The organism is Pseudomonas allii (assembly GCF_055380095.1).
Genome location: NZ_AP039450.1, coordinates 2,173,914 through 2,190,277 on the forward strand (window position 1 = coordinate 2,173,914; position 16,364 = coordinate 2,190,277).

At 61.5% G+C, this 16,364-nt stretch carries 17 protein-coding genes; 8 read left to right on the forward strand and 9 right to left on the reverse strand.

Annotated features, from left to right (window positions below; all coding sequences use genetic code 11):
* The first annotated feature begins 16 nt into the window (after nt 1–16).
* The 4 genes from ACZ445_RS09985 to ACZ445_RS10000 are packed head-to-tail and all read left to right on the forward strand — an operon-like array spanning nt 17 to nt 5,790.
* A complete protein-coding gene (locus ACZ445_RS09985; RefSeq protein WP_058426416.1) occupies nt 17–2,032 on the forward strand; it encodes a type VI secretion system Vgr family protein in 2,016 nt (671 codons plus the stop codon).
* Nucleotides 2,032–2,868, forward strand: coding sequence for a DUF4123 domain-containing protein (locus ACZ445_RS09990; protein ID WP_058426417.1), 837 nt, complete (start codon nt 2,032–2,034; stop codon nt 2,866–2,868). Before ACZ445_RS09985 ends, ACZ445_RS09990 begins: the two co-directional genes overlap by 1 nt.
* Nucleotides 2,861–3,625: a hypothetical protein gene (locus ACZ445_RS09995; protein ID WP_058426418.1), complete on the forward strand. Its 765-nt coding sequence runs from the start codon at nt 2,861–2,863 to the stop codon at nt 3,623–3,625. Before ACZ445_RS09990 ends, ACZ445_RS09995 begins: the two co-directional genes overlap by 8 nt.
* Nucleotides 3,626–3,639: 14 nt before the next feature.
* Nucleotides 3,640–5,790 (forward strand): lipase family protein, encoded by a 2,151-nt coding sequence (locus tag ACZ445_RS10000; protein ID WP_058426419.1) that lies wholly within the window; start codon nt 3,640–3,642, stop codon nt 5,788–5,790.
* Between the two features lie 8 nt (nt 5,791–5,798).
* On the opposite strand, the gene codA is transcribed toward ACZ445_RS10000, so the two are convergent.
* From codA to ACZ445_RS10045, 9 genes are all read right to left on the reverse strand, one after another.
* Complete coding sequence (gene codA / locus ACZ445_RS10005; RefSeq protein ID WP_058426420.1) at nt 5,799–7,034, reverse strand: cytosine deaminase; 1,236 nt, start codon at nt 7,032–7,034, stop codon at nt 5,799–5,801.
* Nucleotides 7,035–7,060: 26 nt separating this feature from the next.
* Nucleotides 7,061–8,266 (reverse strand): PucR family transcriptional regulator, encoded by a 1,206-nt coding sequence (locus ACZ445_RS10010; protein ID WP_058426421.1) that lies wholly within the window; start codon nt 8,264–8,266, stop codon nt 7,061–7,063.
* Entirely contained in the window at nt 8,263–9,531 is a 1,269-nt protein-coding gene (gene codB, locus ACZ445_RS10015) for a cytosine permease (protein ID WP_058426422.1), read from the reverse strand. The genes ACZ445_RS10010 and codB overlap by 4 nt, the downstream gene beginning before the upstream one ends.
* A 191-nt stretch (nt 9,532–9,722) precedes the next feature.
* Nucleotides 9,723–10,346: an NUDIX hydrolase gene (locus ACZ445_RS10020; RefSeq protein WP_179028904.1), complete on the reverse strand. Its 624-nt coding sequence runs from the start codon at nt 10,344–10,346 to the stop codon at nt 9,723–9,725.
* Nucleotides 10,347–10,349: 3 nt separating this feature from the next.
* The gene (locus ACZ445_RS10025; RefSeq protein ID WP_464708257.1) at nt 10,350–10,796 is read right to left on the reverse strand and encodes a GNAT family N-acetyltransferase; all 447 of its coding nucleotides are present in this window, start codon (nt 10,794–10,796) and stop codon (nt 10,350–10,352) included.
* A gap of 26 nt (nt 10,797–10,822) precedes the next feature.
* A complete protein-coding gene (locus tag ACZ445_RS10030) occupies nt 10,823–11,020 on the reverse strand; it encodes a helix-turn-helix transcriptional regulator (RefSeq protein ID WP_063611835.1) in 198 nt (65 codons plus the stop codon).
* Nucleotides 11,017–11,391 (reverse strand): hypothetical protein, encoded by a 375-nt coding sequence (locus ACZ445_RS10035; RefSeq protein ID WP_058426425.1) that lies wholly within the window; start codon nt 11,389–11,391, stop codon nt 11,017–11,019. The genes ACZ445_RS10030 and ACZ445_RS10035 overlap by 4 nt, the downstream gene beginning before the upstream one ends.
* A 127-nt stretch (nt 11,392–11,518) precedes the next feature.
* Nucleotides 11,519–11,875, reverse strand: a complete 357-nt coding sequence (gene queD / locus ACZ445_RS10040; protein ID WP_003190259.1) for a 6-carboxytetrahydropterin synthase QueD — start codon at nt 11,873–11,875, stop codon at nt 11,519–11,521.
* Nucleotides 11,876–12,460: 585 nt separating this feature from the next.
* On the reverse strand, nt 12,461–13,540 hold the full coding sequence (locus ACZ445_RS10045; protein WP_058425613.1) for a patatin-like phospholipase domain-containing protein: 1,080 nt from the start codon (nt 13,538–13,540) through the stop codon (nt 12,461–12,463).
* Nucleotides 13,541–13,698: 158 nt separating this feature from the next.
* Here ACZ445_RS10045 and ACZ445_RS10050 point away from each other — a divergent pair, with 158 nt between their 5' ends.
* Genes ACZ445_RS10050 through ACZ445_RS10065 form a run of 4 tightly spaced genes read left to right on the forward strand, consistent with a single transcriptional unit; the run spans nt 13,699 to nt 16,338 of the window.
* A complete protein-coding gene (locus ACZ445_RS10050; RefSeq protein ID WP_058425612.1) occupies nt 13,699–14,001 on the forward strand; it encodes a PepSY domain-containing protein in 303 nt (100 codons plus the stop codon).
* On the forward strand, nt 14,001–14,312 hold the full coding sequence (locus ACZ445_RS10055; protein WP_058425611.1) for a PepSY domain-containing protein: 312 nt from the start codon (nt 14,001–14,003) through the stop codon (nt 14,310–14,312). Before ACZ445_RS10050 ends, ACZ445_RS10055 begins: the two co-directional genes overlap by 1 nt.
* Nucleotides 14,312–14,980, forward strand: a complete 669-nt coding sequence (locus ACZ445_RS10060) for a response regulator transcription factor (protein WP_058425610.1) — start codon at nt 14,312–14,314, stop codon at nt 14,978–14,980. The genes ACZ445_RS10055 and ACZ445_RS10060 overlap by 1 nt, the downstream gene beginning before the upstream one ends.
* Nucleotides 14,977–16,338 carry a sensor histidine kinase gene (locus ACZ445_RS10065; protein WP_464708258.1) on the forward strand — a complete coding sequence of 454 codons (1,362 nt, stop codon included), beginning with the start codon at nt 14,977–14,979 and terminating at the stop codon, nt 16,336–16,338. The genes ACZ445_RS10060 and ACZ445_RS10065 overlap by 4 nt, the downstream gene beginning before the upstream one ends.
* The last annotated feature ends 26 nt before the right edge of the window (nt 16,339–16,364 follow it).

Genomic DNA, 16,364 nt, shown 5'->3' on the forward strand with positions numbered 1-16,364 from the left:
CGGCGGGTAACAACGGATGGTTAACGCGTTTGTTTCGTCACGTTTCAAACTGATTATTCCCGGCATGGATACCGACTTTCAGGTGCTGGCATTCAACGGCCGCGAGCGCCTTGACCAGCCCTTTTTCATCCAGGTGCAGGTGGTGAGTGAAAATCCTTCCCTTGACCTTGAGAGGTTGCTCCATCAACCCGCCTACCTGGATTTCGGAATGGGCGAAGGGCTGCATGGCCAGGTTTACGCAATCGGCCGGGACGACCCTGGCCGGCGCATTACGCTCTACCACCTGACCCTGGCACCCCGCCTGGCCTACCTTGCACACCGGCGCGACCAGCGGATCTTCCAGCAACGCAGCGTGCCGCAGATTGTCGCGGCGGTGCTTGAGCGGCATGGCATCCTGGCGGACGCCTACGCATTCGAGCTTGGTCCCGTGGTGTATCCGCCACGCACGTTCTGTGTGCAGTATGCGGAGAGCGACCTGCACTTCATCCAGCGACTGTGTGAAGAGGAGGGCATTCATTACCATTTTCGCCACAGCGCGGATGCTCATCTGCTGGTGTTCGGTGATGACCAGACGGTGTTTCGCCGTTTGCCCCAGCAACGCTATTGCCCTGCTGGCGGGCCGCTAGCCGCTACGCAGGTGGTCCAGCGTTTTGATGTGCGCCTGGCCACACGCACCCAGAAGACGGTGCGCCGCGATCACGACTTCGAACATCCTTCATTGCAACTGCACGACTGCGCCGGCTCGGCTCCGGCGCAACCTCTCGAGGACTATCGCTACCCAGCGGGATTCACTGGTCATGCCCGGGGCAAACGGTTGGCGCGGCGGGGGTTGGAGCGTCACCAGCGCGACCGTCTTCGGGCGTTGGGCCGCAGTGATCAACCGGCGCTGCGCAGTGGGCATTTCCTTGAACTACATGATCACCCCGATACGTCCTGCAATGACTTGTGGCTGATCACTTCAGTGCGTCATGAAGGTTATCAGCCGCAGGTGCTGGAGGAGGTAGCGCCCACCACTGATGTATTCCAGGGGTATCGCAATCGCTTCACCGCGACGCCTTGGCAAGCGGTGCATCGACCGCCCCTCAAACATCCCAAGCCGACCATCAATGGCAGCCAGACCGCAACCGTGACCGGGCCGCCGGGGGAAGACGTGCATTGTGACGCCTATGGTCGGGTGAGGGTGCGCTTCCACTGGGACCGCCTGGACAAGGCGGATGATAAAAGCAGTTGCTGGGTTCGGGTTGCGTCCGGATGGGCCGGTGACGGGTTCGGTGCAACGATGATCCCGCGCGTGGGCATGGAAGTGCTGGTGACCTTCCTTGAAGGGGACCCGGACCAGCCGTTGATCAACGGTTGTCTGCCCAATGCGTCGCACCGGCCCGCATACCCGTTGCCGCAGCACAAGACCCGCAGTGTCTTGCGCACCCGCAGTACGCTGGGGGGCGAGGGCGCCAACGAGTTGTACCTGGAGGATCGTCGTGGCAAGGAACTCATTTATCTTCGTGCGCAACGGGACCTGGAGCAGCAGGTCGGCCATGACAGTCGGTTGGAAGTGGCGGGGGAGCGACGGGAGGTCATTCGCGGATTGAGCACTGCTCATCTGGAAAGCGAAGAACATCGTCATATCACCGGCGATCGCAAGATCGAGCTCAAGGCGAACGACTACCTCGATGTACAACACGACAGCCGGACCCATGTGGGGCAAACCCTGATCCTTGAGGCCGGGCAGCAGTTTCATCTCAAGTCCGGTGCCACCCTGGTGATCGACGCCGGGGCGCAACTGAGCCTCAAGGCGGGTGGCGAGCATCTGGTCATCCAGGCCGGCGGCATCTTCAGCAGTCGCCCCATTACCCTGGGTGGGGCACCGCCCGTCACCCTGGCGGCGAATGCCTCGGCAGCGGTCGACACACCCAGGATCTCCGTGGTGCAAGGCAGCCTCATGAACTTGGCCAGGCAATTGGGGGCGGATTACTGCCCGGTGTGCGAGCGCTGCCGCGAAGGTCAGTGTGAACTGCCAGGGAGGGCCGCTTGATGCCAAGCATGCCAGGCCAGTGGATGGAACAGCAGCAACAGAGGGGACGGTGCCTGTGTTTGATCCTTGAAGGGCAGAACGACGCGCGCACGCCGCTGCTGGAGGTTCGCGACTTGCCGGCGTACAGCAGCGTCTATGCCCAGACCGCCGTGGCGGAGTTGGCGGCAGAAGGCCCGGTGATCGTGCTGCTGGGCCAACTGAGCGAACCCGTCTTGCTTGGCCTCTTGCAACAACCCGAGACGAACTGGGGCTGGCTGGGCAGTTTGCCCAGCGAAGACCTGACGGCAGTGACCCGACACTGGCGTGACAGGCTGCTGGTGGGCCAGGAAGGCGCGCAATCGCTGTACCGTTTCCACGACAACCGTACCCTGGCGCGTGCGCTGGCCCATCTGGGCCAGGACCGCTGGCCGGTATTTCTCGGGCCGTTGATCAGCGTGTGCTATTGGCACGAAAGCCACTGGCACACGGCTGACAACCGGGCTCCCGGCGAGTATCCGGTGCCGGATCCCACGCCCTGGCTGGATACGCCCAACCCAAACGCAGCGGCCATCCTGCACGCCAATATCCTGCGTTACCTGTTGACGGAGCACAGTGAGGACCTGGCGACATTGGTGGAATTCCAGGACCCGCGAATCTGGCTGGCACAGGTACTGGAGCAGGCGCGTGCCTGGCAGTGGCAGGGGCCGGAGCAGCTGGAGTTTCTGGTGGTGCGAAGACTGGAGGAGGCGACTCGGAACAGTGTTTTGCAGTGGCAGCCGAGGGTCGGGGAAGCGCCTGGGCAGCACTTTGAGCGGGTAGTGGAACAGTGGCGATTGATGGGGAGAAAGCATGAGTAGGCGAAGGTGGGGAGTGTTGATGGTGCTGGGGGTAGTCGGGCTGACGGGGTGTGGGGGGCGACCGGTGGATCGATTTACGTTGGAGGTGGATTTGCCGGCGGAATTTGAACTTAAAACTGCCGCAAATTATCTGCCCGCTACCGGTGAGACCTGTACGTTGCCGCGACGTCGGGGTAAGCGACCGGAGCGGAAAGTGTTTTTCACGGATTTCAACGCTGCGGCGAGCAGGGTGAGCTATGAACTGCCGCTGAGTGAAAAAATCGAGGGCTGCCCTTCGGTACTGAGAAGCCTGGAGTTTGAGTTTTATGCGAAGTGGGGCAAACGTGATACGGACGTGGGTGGGAGTTTTGCCGCTTTCTCCATACGCGACCCCTCGGACGCAGATGTACGAGGCATGCCAGAAACGGGTGTTCAGGAGTTACATAAGCAATGTCAGTGGTTATTCCGCACTGCGGGGCCACAGCACGTGATCGTCAAGGTTCTTAAATGCAGTTCATCAGGTGCAGCAGTCCCGTTATCCAGACCTGTGCAACGAGATCAGCTACCAGGGAAAACGCTCAGGATGGTGCTGACGATGACCGATAAGGAAGAACCCTATTTTGATAACAACTGGATCATTGTTCCCGGTGGATGGAAGCGTTGTAGAGGCAAGGATTTTGAAGATCTGGATGCGTTTTGCAACGGCAATACCACTGACTTCAAACCAATAAAAATGCCGGACGGTCGCATTTGCGATGTCTACCCATCCTGCAAGTAAGCAAGGAGAAGCTCATGAAGATGGATGCACGGAAGCAGGCTTTTTTCAGTGACAACAAGCCGGCTTGCTCATTGCGGGGGCATTGGGTGAGTTTTTGTCTGGTCGATGAACTCGGCGTTGGGGCGGCGTACGGTGGACTGCCTTACACGGTCCACGACAGCGCAGGACAACAATACAAGGGCAGGCTGAATGGAGAGGGCTTTGCCAGGTTAGCCAATATTTACTGTGGTCCTGTAATCCTCGTTTTTGACGATCCGTATTTAGGAACAGAACGGTTGTATCAGAGGCTGATGTCGCGCCAGAGTTATAAACTTCCAATCACCGAGCTTCAGATTCGTGCTGAGCAAACCCGATTTTCTGCCTCGGATGGTCGGCGCACTGAAAGCAACCCCGCCCAGTTAAAAGCTGACCGTTTTTATCAGGTTGAAGTCCGTGATCTGGTTCGCCATGTCGCCCACTTGCCTCCGATTGCCCAGCGCACTCATCAACCTCGACGACACGCATTGAAAATGCTCGCCGACCTAGGATTTGGGCCGCCCCAATCGACGCTGGTGGGGATCGTGTTGTTTCCCAACCACCATACCGCGCTGGAAGTTCGGCCGCTGCGAGCCTTGCGCCCGTTGTTTTCCAGCGAAGACAGCTTTTGTGCCTTGAACCTCTATCAATTGGCATTGATGGCAACCTTGAGCTACTGCAGTTTCGGGCAAGAACCCGCTCGAGCACCTACTGAGGAGGTTCGATTTCCTTTCGATCCGAGTGTCGGCCATCTATTCGCTGAAAAACTCTCGGGTTTCCACGAGGCATGGCGGGTTGACGCCGAGCAGCAGCAGCGCTTCTATCCCGTCTATGAAGACGTCCCTTACTCCCGACGATTCGAGATCCTGCCCTTCGATCCTGAGTTGTACCCTCAGAACCATCCTGAGCGGGCAGAAGAACAAGAACATCCTGCGCGTTTGCATTTTTTCGACGACGAAAAATTCGGCACTGATACCCAGGCGTTCATCACTCATCACGAAGAGGTGATTCTGATTGCGGTGCGCGGAACGGCCAGCGCTGCTGACGGGTTACGGGACGCTAATGCTCATCAAGTGGTTTTTTTGGAGGGCGTTGGCAAGGTGCACGAAGGTTTCTATCAAGCCTATCAGGCAATGCGCAACTTCATACTCAGCTACCTCAGACAATTTCACACCAACCAACGAATAATCATCTGCGGCCACAGCCTGGGCGGTGCAATTGCCTTGCTCTTGGCAGAAGGCCTGCGTCGGTCGCCGGAGGGCAACTACAACATCCTCCTCTACACCTACGGCGCCCCCCGCGCTGCCGATTCCGAATTCACCGCAGGCGCCTCAACCCTGGTCCACCACCGCATCGTCAATCACAACGACCCCGTCCCCAGCGTCCCCGCGCCGTGGATGAACACCACCGCCAAGCTCTGGGTCCCAGGCGCCGTCACGCTGTTCAGCGCACCCGCGCCGGGTGGATTGCTGTTCGCCGCCGGCCTGGTACGTTTCGGTGGCAACCCCTACGAGCACCATGGCGAACAACACCATTTCATGCCGATCACGCTCCCGGACGGCACCCATTCTTCGGTGTTGTGGCAACCCGGCTGCGAGTCGATCCAGGAGGCCGGTTGCAACCGGGCTTTGCAATTGCACGGTGACATGCCTGAGCGTGACAACCTGCTCAAACAGCTGTTCCAGGCCAACCAGCACTTTATGACCGCCAGCTACATCCCGGCCGCCTGGGCAACACTCCGGCGCTGGCAGCAAACCCAGGAAAGCAACGGCCCCTTGGTAACGCCGAGGGAATTCGAACTGCTCGACCACGCACTCGAGACCATGCGCCATCAATTGCGCAACAAGCGCCGGGAGCTGGCCCGTCTAAGGGCCGCCAACGACCGGGGTTATGAGCACAACGAAGCCTTGAACGCCGAAATCGACCGTTTGCACACCAGTCGCGAACGCCTTGCAACTCTGCGTTGGCGCCGTCTGGAAGCCCGTGATGTTTATGGCAGTCACGCCCACGGCGCCCACTTGGCATCGAGCCTCAAGCGCTGGTTCAGCCACCGTGAAAATCGCGAGCTGTCGCAGGTCGCCCGTATCCCTCCCGCTCTGGATAACGACAGGGGGAGGGCGCATACGCTGGATATCGACTCGATCGTCTGACCGAGCTTCTACGCAAACTCCACCTGGGCTGGCCAGCGCGTCATCAACACCTTGCCGTTACGGATTGAGTACAGCGGCAGGCCCTGGCTGCGGATGACCTCGTAGTCGCTGTCCGCCGAGAGGATCAACAGGTTGGCCGGGCGTCCCGGTTCCAGGCCGTAGCGATCACCCAGGGCCAGCGCCTTGGCGCTGTTGTCGGTGACCAGGTCGAGGGCGCTTTGCAGGTTGCGATAGCCAAGCATGTGGCAGATGTGCAAACCGGCTTCGAGCACCCGCAGGATGTTGCCGTTGCCCAAGGGGTACCAGGGATCGACGATGGAGTCCTGACCGAAGCACACATTCATGCCGGCTTCGAGCAGTTCGTTGACGCGAGTGACACCTCGGCGTTTCGGGAAACTGTCGAAGCGACCTTGCAGGTGAATGCTCTCGGTGGGGCAGGAGACGAAGCTGATACCGGAATGCCCCAACAGGCGAAACAGCTTGGCGCAGTAGGCATTGTCGTAGGAGCCCATGGCCGTGGTGTGGCTGGCGGTGACGCGGGCGCCCATGTCGCGGCTGCGGGCTTCTTCGGCCAGCACTTCGAGGAAGCGCGAGTGCGGGTCGTCGGTTTCGTCGCAGTGCACATCCACCAGGCAGCCGGTGCGTTCCGCCAAGTCCATCAGGAACTTCACCGAACTCACGCCCTGGTCGCGGGTGTATTCAAAGTGGGGGATGCCGCCGATCACATCGGCGCCCAGGCGGATGGCCTCTTCCATCAGTTCACGGCCGTTGCGGTACGACTCGATGCCTTCCTGGGGGAACGCGACGATCTGCAGGTCAATCAGGTGCGCGCTTTCCTCGCGCACTTCCAGCATGGCCTTGAGCGCGGTGAGGTCCGGGTCGGTGACGTCAACGTGGGTGCGCACATGCTGGATACCGTGGGCGGCCAGGGCCTGTATCGTCTTCTTGGCACGGGTCTTGGTGTCTTCCTGGGTGATGGTGGCCTTGCGCTCACCCCAGCACTCGATGCCTTCGAACAGGGTGCCGCTCATGTTCCAGCGCGGTTCGCCAGCGGTCAGCGTGGCGTCGAGGTGAATATGTGGTTCGACGAAGGGCGGGATCACCAGATTGCCGGCGGCATCCAGGTCTCCCGCGCCCAAGGCCGGTACTGTCGATTGCGCGGTGATACTGGCGATCCGGCCATGTTCCAGGTGCAGATCATGCAGGCCTTCACGGTTGCGCAGGCGGGCGTTGATGATGTGCATGGGCAAGTTCCTCTTGGCTAAAACAATCAGGCAGACAGTCGCCAGATCATCAGCGCAATGCCGATGTCCAGGCGATCATATGAATTATCCAGCGTCAGCCCGCACAGGGCTTCGATGCGCTGGACACGGTGTGTCAGGGTGTTGCGGTGCACGCCCAGCCGCTGGGCGGCGGCCACAAGGTTACCATTCTCGTGAAACCAGGCTTCCAGGCTCGGCATCAGGTTGGGGCTATGCTGCGCGTCGTGGCGCAGCAAGGGGCCGAGGCGTTCATTGAGGAATTGATCGAGCAAGGCGCGATCACGTACGCCACTGAGCAGTTTGAGTACACCCAATTCGTCGTACACGCACAGCCCGGCGCGCTCGCTGAAACGCCGCGCGGCCGCCAGTGCCTGGCGTGCTTCATCCTGCGCCTGGGCCAGGCGCGCCGGTGGGTGCGCGGCGGCGCTGAGGCCGATAAACAGTTTGAGCGGCGCCAGGCGCAGGTTCAACGGGTTGAGCCAGTTGACCAGTAGCTGGCGGTTGGCCAAGGCGGCGACAGCATCCGGGGCCGGCAGCAGCAACGTCCATTGGCCTGCCCGCCCAAGTACTGGCAACCCCGCCGACACCTGACGCAAGCGCCGGTTGATAGCGTCATGTTGCCGGGCCAGTTGCGTCTCGACCGACGCCGCGTTGCCTTGGGCAAACAGCAACTCACTGCCTTCCAACTGCAGTTGCACCACCTGCCAATGCCCAGCCAGTGACAGGCCCAATTGCATGCCTCGATGCAGCAGCAAATCCAACGATTGGTAGTCGCCGGTCAGCAAACGCTCCAGCACATCGTGCCGCGAGCGACCCAACTGCTCGGACTGGATCAGCGCCGAGCCAATGGCCTGGGTCACCAGCACCATTTTCAGCAAGTACGGCTGTTCGATCAGCGGCATGCCGGCGGCTTCGGCGGCCTCCAGCAAGCGTTGGGGAATCGCCTGGATGTACGCCGGCCCCGTGAGGATCACCAACCCGGCCACCTGACGCTCGCAGGCTTCCTCCAGCAGTTGCATCAAGTTGCCTTCGTCGCGCGGGTGGTTGATCCCGGTGACGAACACCAGCTCGCCGCCCAATACCCACTCGGCAATCCCGCTGTTTTCCGCCACGTAGGGCCAGCGCACGCCGTTCTCCAGGCCTGCCGCGCCGGCGCGCAGGCGCATGGATTCCAGGCCCGGCAGGGCCAGCACATCGGCGATGGTCAGGCTCATGCCTGGACGTCAGCCAAGGGAGCCCGCACGCGTAGCACGGCGGTGAGCGCGATGTAGGTCAGCGACGCGGCAACGATGCCCACCAACGGCGCGACCCAGGGCGAGTTGAACGCCAGCACCGTGCCCACCGCATAGGCCAGCAGCCCTGGCCAGTTGAATGCTGGCAGGCGTGTATCGGCCAGGCGTGGATAGTGGCCGCGATAGCGGTAGAAGAAGTCCGCCATGATTACCCCGCCAATCGGCGGGATCACCGTGCCGAGCAGAATCAGGTACGGCACCAGCATGTCGTACATACCCAGCAACGCCAGCAGGGTGCCGATCACCGCACCGGCCAGGGTTACGGTCTTGCGGCGTTGGGTGCGCAGCAGGTTGCAGCCGGCCACGGCGAAGTTGTAGATGGTGTTGTCCTGGGTGCTCCAGATATTGAGCAGCAACATGGCCATCGCCGCCATGGCAAAGCCTTGCAGCAGCAACACTTCGACCACGTCCGGTTGTTGATAGACGATGGCGCCGTAGGCGCCGATCAGCACCATCAAGCCATTGCCGACAAAAAAACCGATCAGGCTGGCCAGCACCGCCACCCTGGCCGAGCGCGAAAAGCGCGTCCAGTTGGTGGCCTGGGTCGCGCCGCTGACAAAGGTGCCGAACACCAGGGTGATGGCCGTGGACAAGTCCAACTCGCCGGTGGGCACCACCGCCAGCAGCCCATCCAGGCCGCCGACTTTCACCGTAGCTACCCACATCGACAGAAACAGCAGGATGCCCATGGCCGGCACTGCGATGTAGGACAGGATCTCCAGCCCGCGATAACCAATGTACGCCGTGGCACAGAACACCAGGCCAAACACCACCATCAACGCCAGCACGCTGCCCTGGCTCAATTCGAAATACTTGCCCAGCACGACCGCGGCGGTGGCCGTGCCCCAGGCATACCAGCCGATCTGGGTGAAGCCAAGGATCAAATCGCTGAGCTTGCTGCCCATTTCGCCAAAGCAGAAACGCCCCATCAACACCGAGTTCAGCCCGCTCTTGAACGCGATGTAACCCAGGCCTGCGGCGTAGATACCCAACAGCAGGTTACCCAGGGCCACGACGCCGAGCATGTCGGTGAAACTGAACGCCACCCCCAGCTTGCCGCCGGCAAACATGGTCGCGGTAAAAAACGTAAAGCCCAACAGCACCATGGCGGTCGACGCCAGGCCTTTGCGCGCATGCATCGGGACTTCGCTAAGGGGGTAATCGTTGCCCGGTTCTTGCTGCGTCATGTGCCTTGCTCCCTGAATGAGTGACGCAGGCCTACTGCACCGTGCGTGCCAAGCCGGCAGCAGTGGCGAGCGCACGATGGGTGCTGTGCACTGTGCACAGTATTTATAGTCAAACAGGGGGGGAATGCCGCAAGGAATGGTCGCCGTGCCCAATCGGGCACGAAAGCGGTGCGACAGTGATACAAATTGGATCAGTCGAACAGCGTGTGGGTGGTCTCGCCGCGATGGAAGGCAAAGGCCGCCTCCAGATCACTTTCGATGGTGCGCCCGCGGGACAGCGGCGGCAGCTCGTCCAGGCGGAAAAAACCCACCTCGGTGGTCTCGAAGCCTGCCATCGGTGCCGACTGATCCACTGGCTCGCACAGGAAGTACAGCTTGTAGAAGTCCCGCACGTCCGGGCGATACAAGCCCTTGGCCTTGTGCGTGACGCTGTACAACGCCCGCGCCGTCACCGTCAGCCCCGCTTCCTCGCGAATTTCCTTGACGATGTTTTCCGCCGCCGACAAACCGATATCGGCATAACCGCCTGGCAACGCCCAGCAGCCATCGGTCAGCTCGCGCACCAGCAGAATTCGGTCGCCCTCAATCACCGCGCCGCGCACGTCGATCATCGGCGTCGAGTAACGCTGGGCAAAGTCGCTGACCAACCCAGCGATACGCTCCAGGGGCACATTGCCCAGTTGCGCAAGCATGCTGTGGGCGATCTCGGCAATTTCCTCCAGGCGTTCACGCTCGAAATCATCGGTGCAGAAGTGCAGGCCCGTGGAGGCCAATGCCTGCAAGCGTTTGGCCTGGGCCAGCCAGGTGTTTTCCATGGGTTACTCCTGCAAGTGCTTGGTCATGTACACCCGGCGCAGTCCGTTTGCTTCGGCGCGGTGGGTCTCGACATAGCCACGCCGGGTGTACAGCGTGATGTTCTCGGTCATGGCCTCGTTGGTGTACAGGCGGATGGCGGCGAAGCCTGCATCGAGCGCCTGTTGTTCGGCGAAGTCCATCAGCCATCGTCCGAAACCCAGGCCCTGGGCCTCCGGGGCGACGGCCAGGTTATCCAGCAACAGCGCGCTGTCGGTAGGTAGCAGGATAATGAACCCCTGAACCCGTCCGGCATTCTCCAGCACATGCACGCCACCGGCTTGCACCAACTGGGGATAGTCCTCCAGCATCGGCCCGGGCTTGCGGCCGATCCGCGCGATATACGGAGAGTAGGCTGTCTGGACGATGGCCTCGATAGCAGCAACATCATGACTGGTAGCGGGGCGCATCATTGCAGCGAACTCCTCTGGAAAATCGATCAGTTTGCTGGCGCTTCGAAGATGCCTTCTATAGGCCGCCCGAACACCTTGGCGATCTTGAACGCCAAGGGCAAGCTCGGATCGTAGCGGCCTGTCTCGATGGCGTTGACGGTCTGGCGCGACACACCCAGGCGCTCGGCGAGGTCAGCCTGAGACCATCCCAGTTCCGAACGCAACTGGCGCATCAGGTTATTCATTGGTAGCGCCTTGTGCCGATAATCGTGGCTACACACCAGACGCCGCCCATGATCGGCCACACCATAAAGGCCGACAGACGCGGAAAGCCAGCAGTTTCAAGGAAGCCGTAGCTGAAGGTCGTCAGCGCCGTGCACACGAAGGCCACGGCCAGTGCGTCCAACTGAATCTTGCGACCCATTTCATCCATGGCGTTCAGCCGACGGATGATCGTAATCGCCATCGCGATCATCGGAATGACGGGCAGCAAAGCCAGGGCAATTTTGGCGGCGCCGTCGGGCATGGACGACACGTAGGTGCTGGAAACTACGACGCACACAAAATACGCCAGCATTGTCACCGCGAATTCCACCAGGAAGCGTTTAACCGACATGACCATCTCCGTGAGTAAAGGGTGCTTTACATTAGGTACAGGCTGTTGCGGTGTCAACGGTGCTTTACATTGATGAATGGCATGCACAAAAAAACCACCGCGAGGGTGGTTTTTTCATCGCGCCGGCTTACTCGCCGCGATAGATGCAACCGCTGGTGCAGGTCTCGTGGATACGAATCGCACTGAGCTCAGGCAGCAGGGGTTTCAACTCATTCCAGATCCACTTGGCCAGTACTTCGCTGGTGGGGTTTTCCAGGCCGGGGATGTCATTGAGGTAGTTGTGGTCGAGGCGTTCGTAGAGCGGCTTGAAAATCGCCTTGATCTCCGAGAAGTCGCGAATCCAGCCGGTATGGGGATCCAGGTCGCCGCTGAGGTGGATCGCCACCTTGAACGAATGCCCATGCAGGCGCCCGCATTTGTGGCCTTCCGGTACGTGGGGCAGGCGGTGGGCGGATTCGAAAGTAAACTCTTTGAAGATTTCCACGGTATTTTCAGCTCGGTCAGGTATCTGGCAGCCGGCGAGTTTAACAGCTTGATCCCTCGCCGCGCATACCGTCCCTCTGTCGACGTTGGCTTGTTGGCGAAATATGGATTGCATATGGCGAGGGCGCTTGCTCCCGTCAGCGGCCTGACGGCCGGCCGCTATCTGACTGTTACTCCGCGATTCAAATGTGGGAGGGGGCTTGCCCGCGAAGGCGGCCTGACAGCCGACCAGGATGTTGGATCAGACCGAGTACATATCCGTTATTCAGGTAACGGCTGCTATTGGTTCCGCTCTTACAGCGGGTCACTTTTGGAAAAGAAAAGAGCCCCAAAAGTAACCAGAAGGGCTCTTGCCCCAACACTCGGCACCTCGCTTAGGCTCGGTGTGCCCGTAATCCGACAGAGATTGGGGGGGCCGCCGCCACGCGCCATCCATGGCGCGGGGCGGCTAAACCGGCATCCCTGCCGGTTTACCCCCCAAATCCCTGTCGAATTCCGGCCAGCGTGTTTGACGGGGCGCCTAAGATCAAAAGCAAGATCAAGAGCGGCTCGCTTTGCATCGTGGTTAGCGATGGGAGGCCCGCGTCTACAGGACCTGTAGTCTCTCGCCCAATCTGCCGTTATCCGCCAGCTCCAGAAACTCATCGCCCAGCCTTCGGCTCTCGCTCATCGCGGTCTGCCAGTACTTGTTGCGGCTCGCGTCGTCGCCCATGAAGCGCTTGAAGTCACTACGGTCCGGCAGTTTGCCGTGGGGCAGGCGGGCCAGGTAGTCCCTGGAGGGGGCCAGCAGCAACACATCCTGCAAGCCTTGCTGGTTACTGCGCCGCCACGGCAGGCCCTTGTCGAACCAGCCGGGGATGATCCGGTCGGTGAAGTGCGGGTACAGCACGATGTCATCGCCGTGGTAGGGCAGGTCGAGGTGGTAGTCCAGCAGGCCGCCGTCGCGGTAGGTGCCGGCGCCGGCGCCCGGCAGGTCGCGTACGCCTTGCATCACCATGGGGATCGACCCCGAGGCCAGCAGGGCCTGGCGCAGGTTGCCCAGCTCCAGGGGCAGGAAGCGCGAGGGGAAGTCTTTCAGCGGATGCACCGGCGGCGCCTGGCGCGGGTCGTGGATGATCAGCCGTTCGAAGTGCCGTGACAGTCGCGCGCGGCCGCGCAGGTTATCGGCAATCACCGACGACAGGCCCAGCCCGAGCCGCCCGCGATGGTCGTCGGCCAGCAGGCCGTGGCTCTTGACCACCATGACGTTCAGGCGGTAATCCGGGTTGTCCAGCACCCGCGCATCGCGGCCGGCGAGCAAGTCGTCGAGCATGCGCTGGCAGCTCTGGGTGACTTCGGCCATGGTCACGCCTTTGGCAAAACGCTGTTCGTTATACAGGCGGCCCAGGTCCAGCAAGCCTTGCACCGGGTCGGGCAGGCAGGCGCTGGCAAACCGCCAGGAGCCAATCGAGGCTCCGATCAGCGCACGTTCCCGTGGTGCGCGGGGCAGCCAGTCGCCGAACAGCGCCAGGTCCAGGCCCTGGATGCCGAGTGCCTTCGGGCCGCCGGCCGCGCCGGGCAGGATGCCCACCTCGGCAGGCGTGAGGCCTTGTTCACGAATGCGCGCAAACGCGCGTTTGCCGGCCTTGAGGGTCAGGGCTGGAAACTTGATGTGGATGGCTGTCATACCGGTCTCTGTCCGAGCGAGCGGGGCATTATAGAAAATCTCGTGGAATGTGGGGCAAAGGCCTGGGTGAGAATTGCCATGGTGGCAATTCAGTTTCAGTTAAGTTGCAGGGCGTACGGTGGCCGGCGTAGGAAAACACCCTGTAACGGAGACTTATCATGAAGCGCCTCACCGCGCTGGCCGCCGCCGGTATCATCGCCCTCACGGCGACCCAGGCCCGAGCCGTGGACCCCGACAAACCACTGAAAGTGCCGGCCACTGTTACTATTGTCGCTTTCGATCAACTGGAAGCCACGGCCCTGGCCCTGCATCCCGGTTCGACATTGCTGGACACCGACCTGGACGAGGCCTACGGCAAGTACGTGTATGAGGTCGAGTTGGAAGATGCCCACGGCATCGAATGGGACGTTGAATTGGACGCGCTCACCGGGCAGGTCCTCAAGAACCATCAGGATACGTAATGAAGGTAAATTTACGCGTCGGCAGTCGAGTGGCGCTGGTGCTCATGGCATTCTGCTCCAGCCTGGCGGCCCGCGACCTCAATCAGGATGAAGCCTTGGCGCTGCGCCAGCAGGGGGTGATCCTGCCGCTTGAGCAACTGTTGCAGCAGGCCATGGCGCGTTACCCCGGCTCGCGCCTGCTGGAGGCCGAGCTGGAGAAGAAACACGGCCAATATGCCTATGAAGTGGAACTGGTAACCACCGAAGGTGTGGTGCGCGAGATCAAGCTGGACGCGCGTACCGGTGTGCTGATCAAAGACGAGGAAGACTGATGCGCCTGCTGCTGGTGGAAGACAACGTACCCTTGGCCGATGAATTATTGGCCGGCCTGCAGCGCCAGGGCTATGCCGTCGATTGGCTGGCCGATGGGCGCGATGCGGTGTACCAGGGCCGCAGCGAGCCCTACGACCTGATCATCCTCGACCTCGGCTTGCCTGGGCTGCCAGGGCTTGAGGTGCTGGCGCAATGGCGTGCCGCCGCATTGGTCGTTCCGGTGCTGATCCTTACCGCCCGCGATTCCTGGGCCGAGCGCATCGAAGGACTCAAGGCCGGTGCCGACGATTACCTGGCCAAACCCTTTCACCCCGAAGAGCTGCACTTGCGCATCCAGGCGTTGTTGCGCCGTTCCCACGGCCAAGCCAACCAGCCGACGTTGCAAGCGGCCGGCCTGCATCTGGACGAAGGTCGCCAATGCGTGCTGCGTGACGGCGATGAGATCCAGCTGACTGCCGCCGAATTTCGCCTGTTGCGCTATTTCATGCTGCACCCCGAACAGATCCTGTCGAAAAGCCACCTGGCCGAGCACCTCTACGACGGCGAGACCGAACGCGACTCCAATGTGCTGGAAGTGCACGTCAACCATCTGCGCCGCAAGTTGGGCCGCAGCGTGATCGAGACCCGGCGCGGCCAGGGTTACCGGTTTGGCGCCAGCCCTGCATGAGGTCGATCCAGCGGCGCTTGAGCCTGGGGCTGATCAGCGTGATGGTGATCGTCGGTGTGGTGTTGGCCCAGACCAGCCTGTGGTTGTTCGAGGCTGGCTTGCAACGCTACCTGGAAGCCGGTTTGCGCAACGACGCCGAGAACCTGCTGGTGGCGCTGGTGCGTGGGCCCAACGGCGTGCAGCTGGATGAGCAACGCCTGTCGCCAGCCTATCAACGGCCGTTTTCCGGGCATTACTTTCGCATCGATTTTGCCGATGTCCACTGGCGTTCCCGCTCATTGTGGGACCAGGAACTGCCGCGCCTGCCCGAGGCGGGGCTGAAGGGCAACCTGCAACTCGGCCCGGAAGGCCAGCAACTGCTGGTGCTGCGTGCGGACTACAAGCGGTTTGGCCAATCGATTTCCATCAGCGTGGCCCAGGACTACACCCCAGTGCGCGAGAGCTTTCGGCTGATGCGCCAGATCGGCCTGGTGCTAGGCCTGGCAGCGCTGCTGCTGGTGCTGATCCTGCAACGGGTGACCGTGCGCCGTGCCTTGCGCCCGCTGGAAACCGCGCGCAACCAGATCGCCCAGTTGCAACAGGGGCAACGCTCGCAACTCGATACCCAGGTGCCCCTGGAACTGGAGCCGCTGGTGGCGCAGATCAACCACCTGCTGGCGCACACCGAAGACAGCCTCAAGCGTTCGCGCAATGCCCTGGGCAACCTCGGCCATGCGCTCAAGACGCCTTTGGCCGTGCTGTTGAGCGCGGCATCGAGCGAGACGCTCAAGCAACATCCTGAGCTGAGCAAACTGCTGCGTGATCAGTTGGAGCAGGTACAGCAACGCCTCAACCGCGAACTCAATCGCGCCCGGCTGGCCGGGGAAACCTTGCCCGGCGCGTTGTTCGACTGTGATAAAGAACTGCCCGGCCTGCTCGCCACCCTGACCATGATCCACGGCGAGCACCTGGACCTGAGCTACCGCGCCACGCCGGGCCTGCAACTGCCCTGGGACCGCGAAGACCTATTGGAACTGCTCGGCAACCTGCTGGATAACGCCTGCAAATGGGCGGATGCCGACGTGCGCCTGAGCGTCACCGAGACGGAGCACCATTACCTGCTGGCGGTGGAGGATGACGGCCCCGGCATTCCTGAAAGCCAGCGAGCCCAGGTGTTCAGCCGTGGCGCACGGCTGGACGAGCAGATCGATGGCCATGGCCTGGGGCTGGGGATCGTGCGGGATATTGTCGAGGTGTGGGGCGGGGTGTTGCAGTTGCAGGCATCTGAACTGGGCGGCCTGAAAGTGCTGATCGAATTGCCCTGTGGGAGGGGGCTTGCCCCTGATGGCGGAAGTCCAGTCAAAAAACAGATTAGCTGATACACCGCAATCGGGGGCAAGCCCCC

Bases quoted from the DNA above. Each gene is read 5' to 3' on its own strand.
- ACZ445_RS09985 (WP_058426416.1), top strand. From the start codon at position 17: ATGGTTAACGCGTTTGTTTCGTCACGTTTCAAACTGATTATTCCCGGC.
- ACZ445_RS09990 (WP_058426417.1), top strand. From the start codon at position 2,032: ATGCCAAGCATGCCAGGCCAGTGGATGGAACAGCAGCAACAGAGGGGA.
- ACZ445_RS09995 (WP_058426418.1), top strand. From the start codon at position 2,861: ATGAGTAGGCGAAGGTGGGGAGTGTTGATGGTGCTGGGGGTAGTCGGG.
- ACZ445_RS10000 (WP_058426419.1), top strand. From the start codon at position 3,640: ATGAAGATGGATGCACGGAAGCAGGCTTTTTTCAGTGACAACAAGCCG.
- codA (WP_058426420.1), bottom strand. From the start codon at position 7,034: ATGCACATCATCAACGCCCGCCTGCGCAACCGTGAAGGCCTGCATGAT.
- ACZ445_RS10010 (WP_058426421.1), bottom strand. From the start codon at position 8,266: ATGAGCCTGACCATCGCCGATGTGCTGGCCCTGCCGGGCCTGGAATCC.
- codB (WP_058426422.1), bottom strand. From the start codon at position 9,531: ATGACGCAGCAAGAACCGGGCAACGATTACCCCCTTAGCGAAGTCCCG.
- ACZ445_RS10020 (WP_179028904.1), bottom strand. From the start codon at position 10,346: ATGGAAAACACCTGGCTGGCCCAGGCCAAACGCTTGCAGGCATTGGCC.
- ACZ445_RS10025 (WP_464708257.1), bottom strand. From the start codon at position 10,796: ATGATGCGCCCCGCTACCAGTCATGATGTTGCTGCTATCGAGGCCATC.
- ACZ445_RS10030 (WP_063611835.1), bottom strand. From the start codon at position 11,020: ATGAATAACCTGATGCGCCAGTTGCGTTCGGAACTGGGATGGTCTCAG.
- ACZ445_RS10035 (WP_058426425.1), bottom strand. From the start codon at position 11,391: ATGTCGGTTAAACGCTTCCTGGTGGAATTCGCGGTGACAATGCTGGCG.
- ACZ445_RS10045 (WP_058425613.1), bottom strand. From the start codon at position 13,540: ATGACAGCCATCCACATCAAGTTTCCAGCCCTGACCCTCAAGGCCGGC.
- ACZ445_RS10050 (WP_058425612.1), top strand. From the start codon at position 13,699: ATGAAGCGCCTCACCGCGCTGGCCGCCGCCGGTATCATCGCCCTCACG.
- ACZ445_RS10055 (WP_058425611.1), top strand. From the start codon at position 14,001: ATGAAGGTAAATTTACGCGTCGGCAGTCGAGTGGCGCTGGTGCTCATG.
- ACZ445_RS10060 (WP_058425610.1), top strand. From the start codon at position 14,312: ATGCGCCTGCTGCTGGTGGAAGACAACGTACCCTTGGCCGATGAATTA.
- ACZ445_RS10065 (WP_464708258.1), top strand. From the start codon at position 14,977: ATGAGGTCGATCCAGCGGCGCTTGAGCCTGGGGCTGATCAGCGTGATG.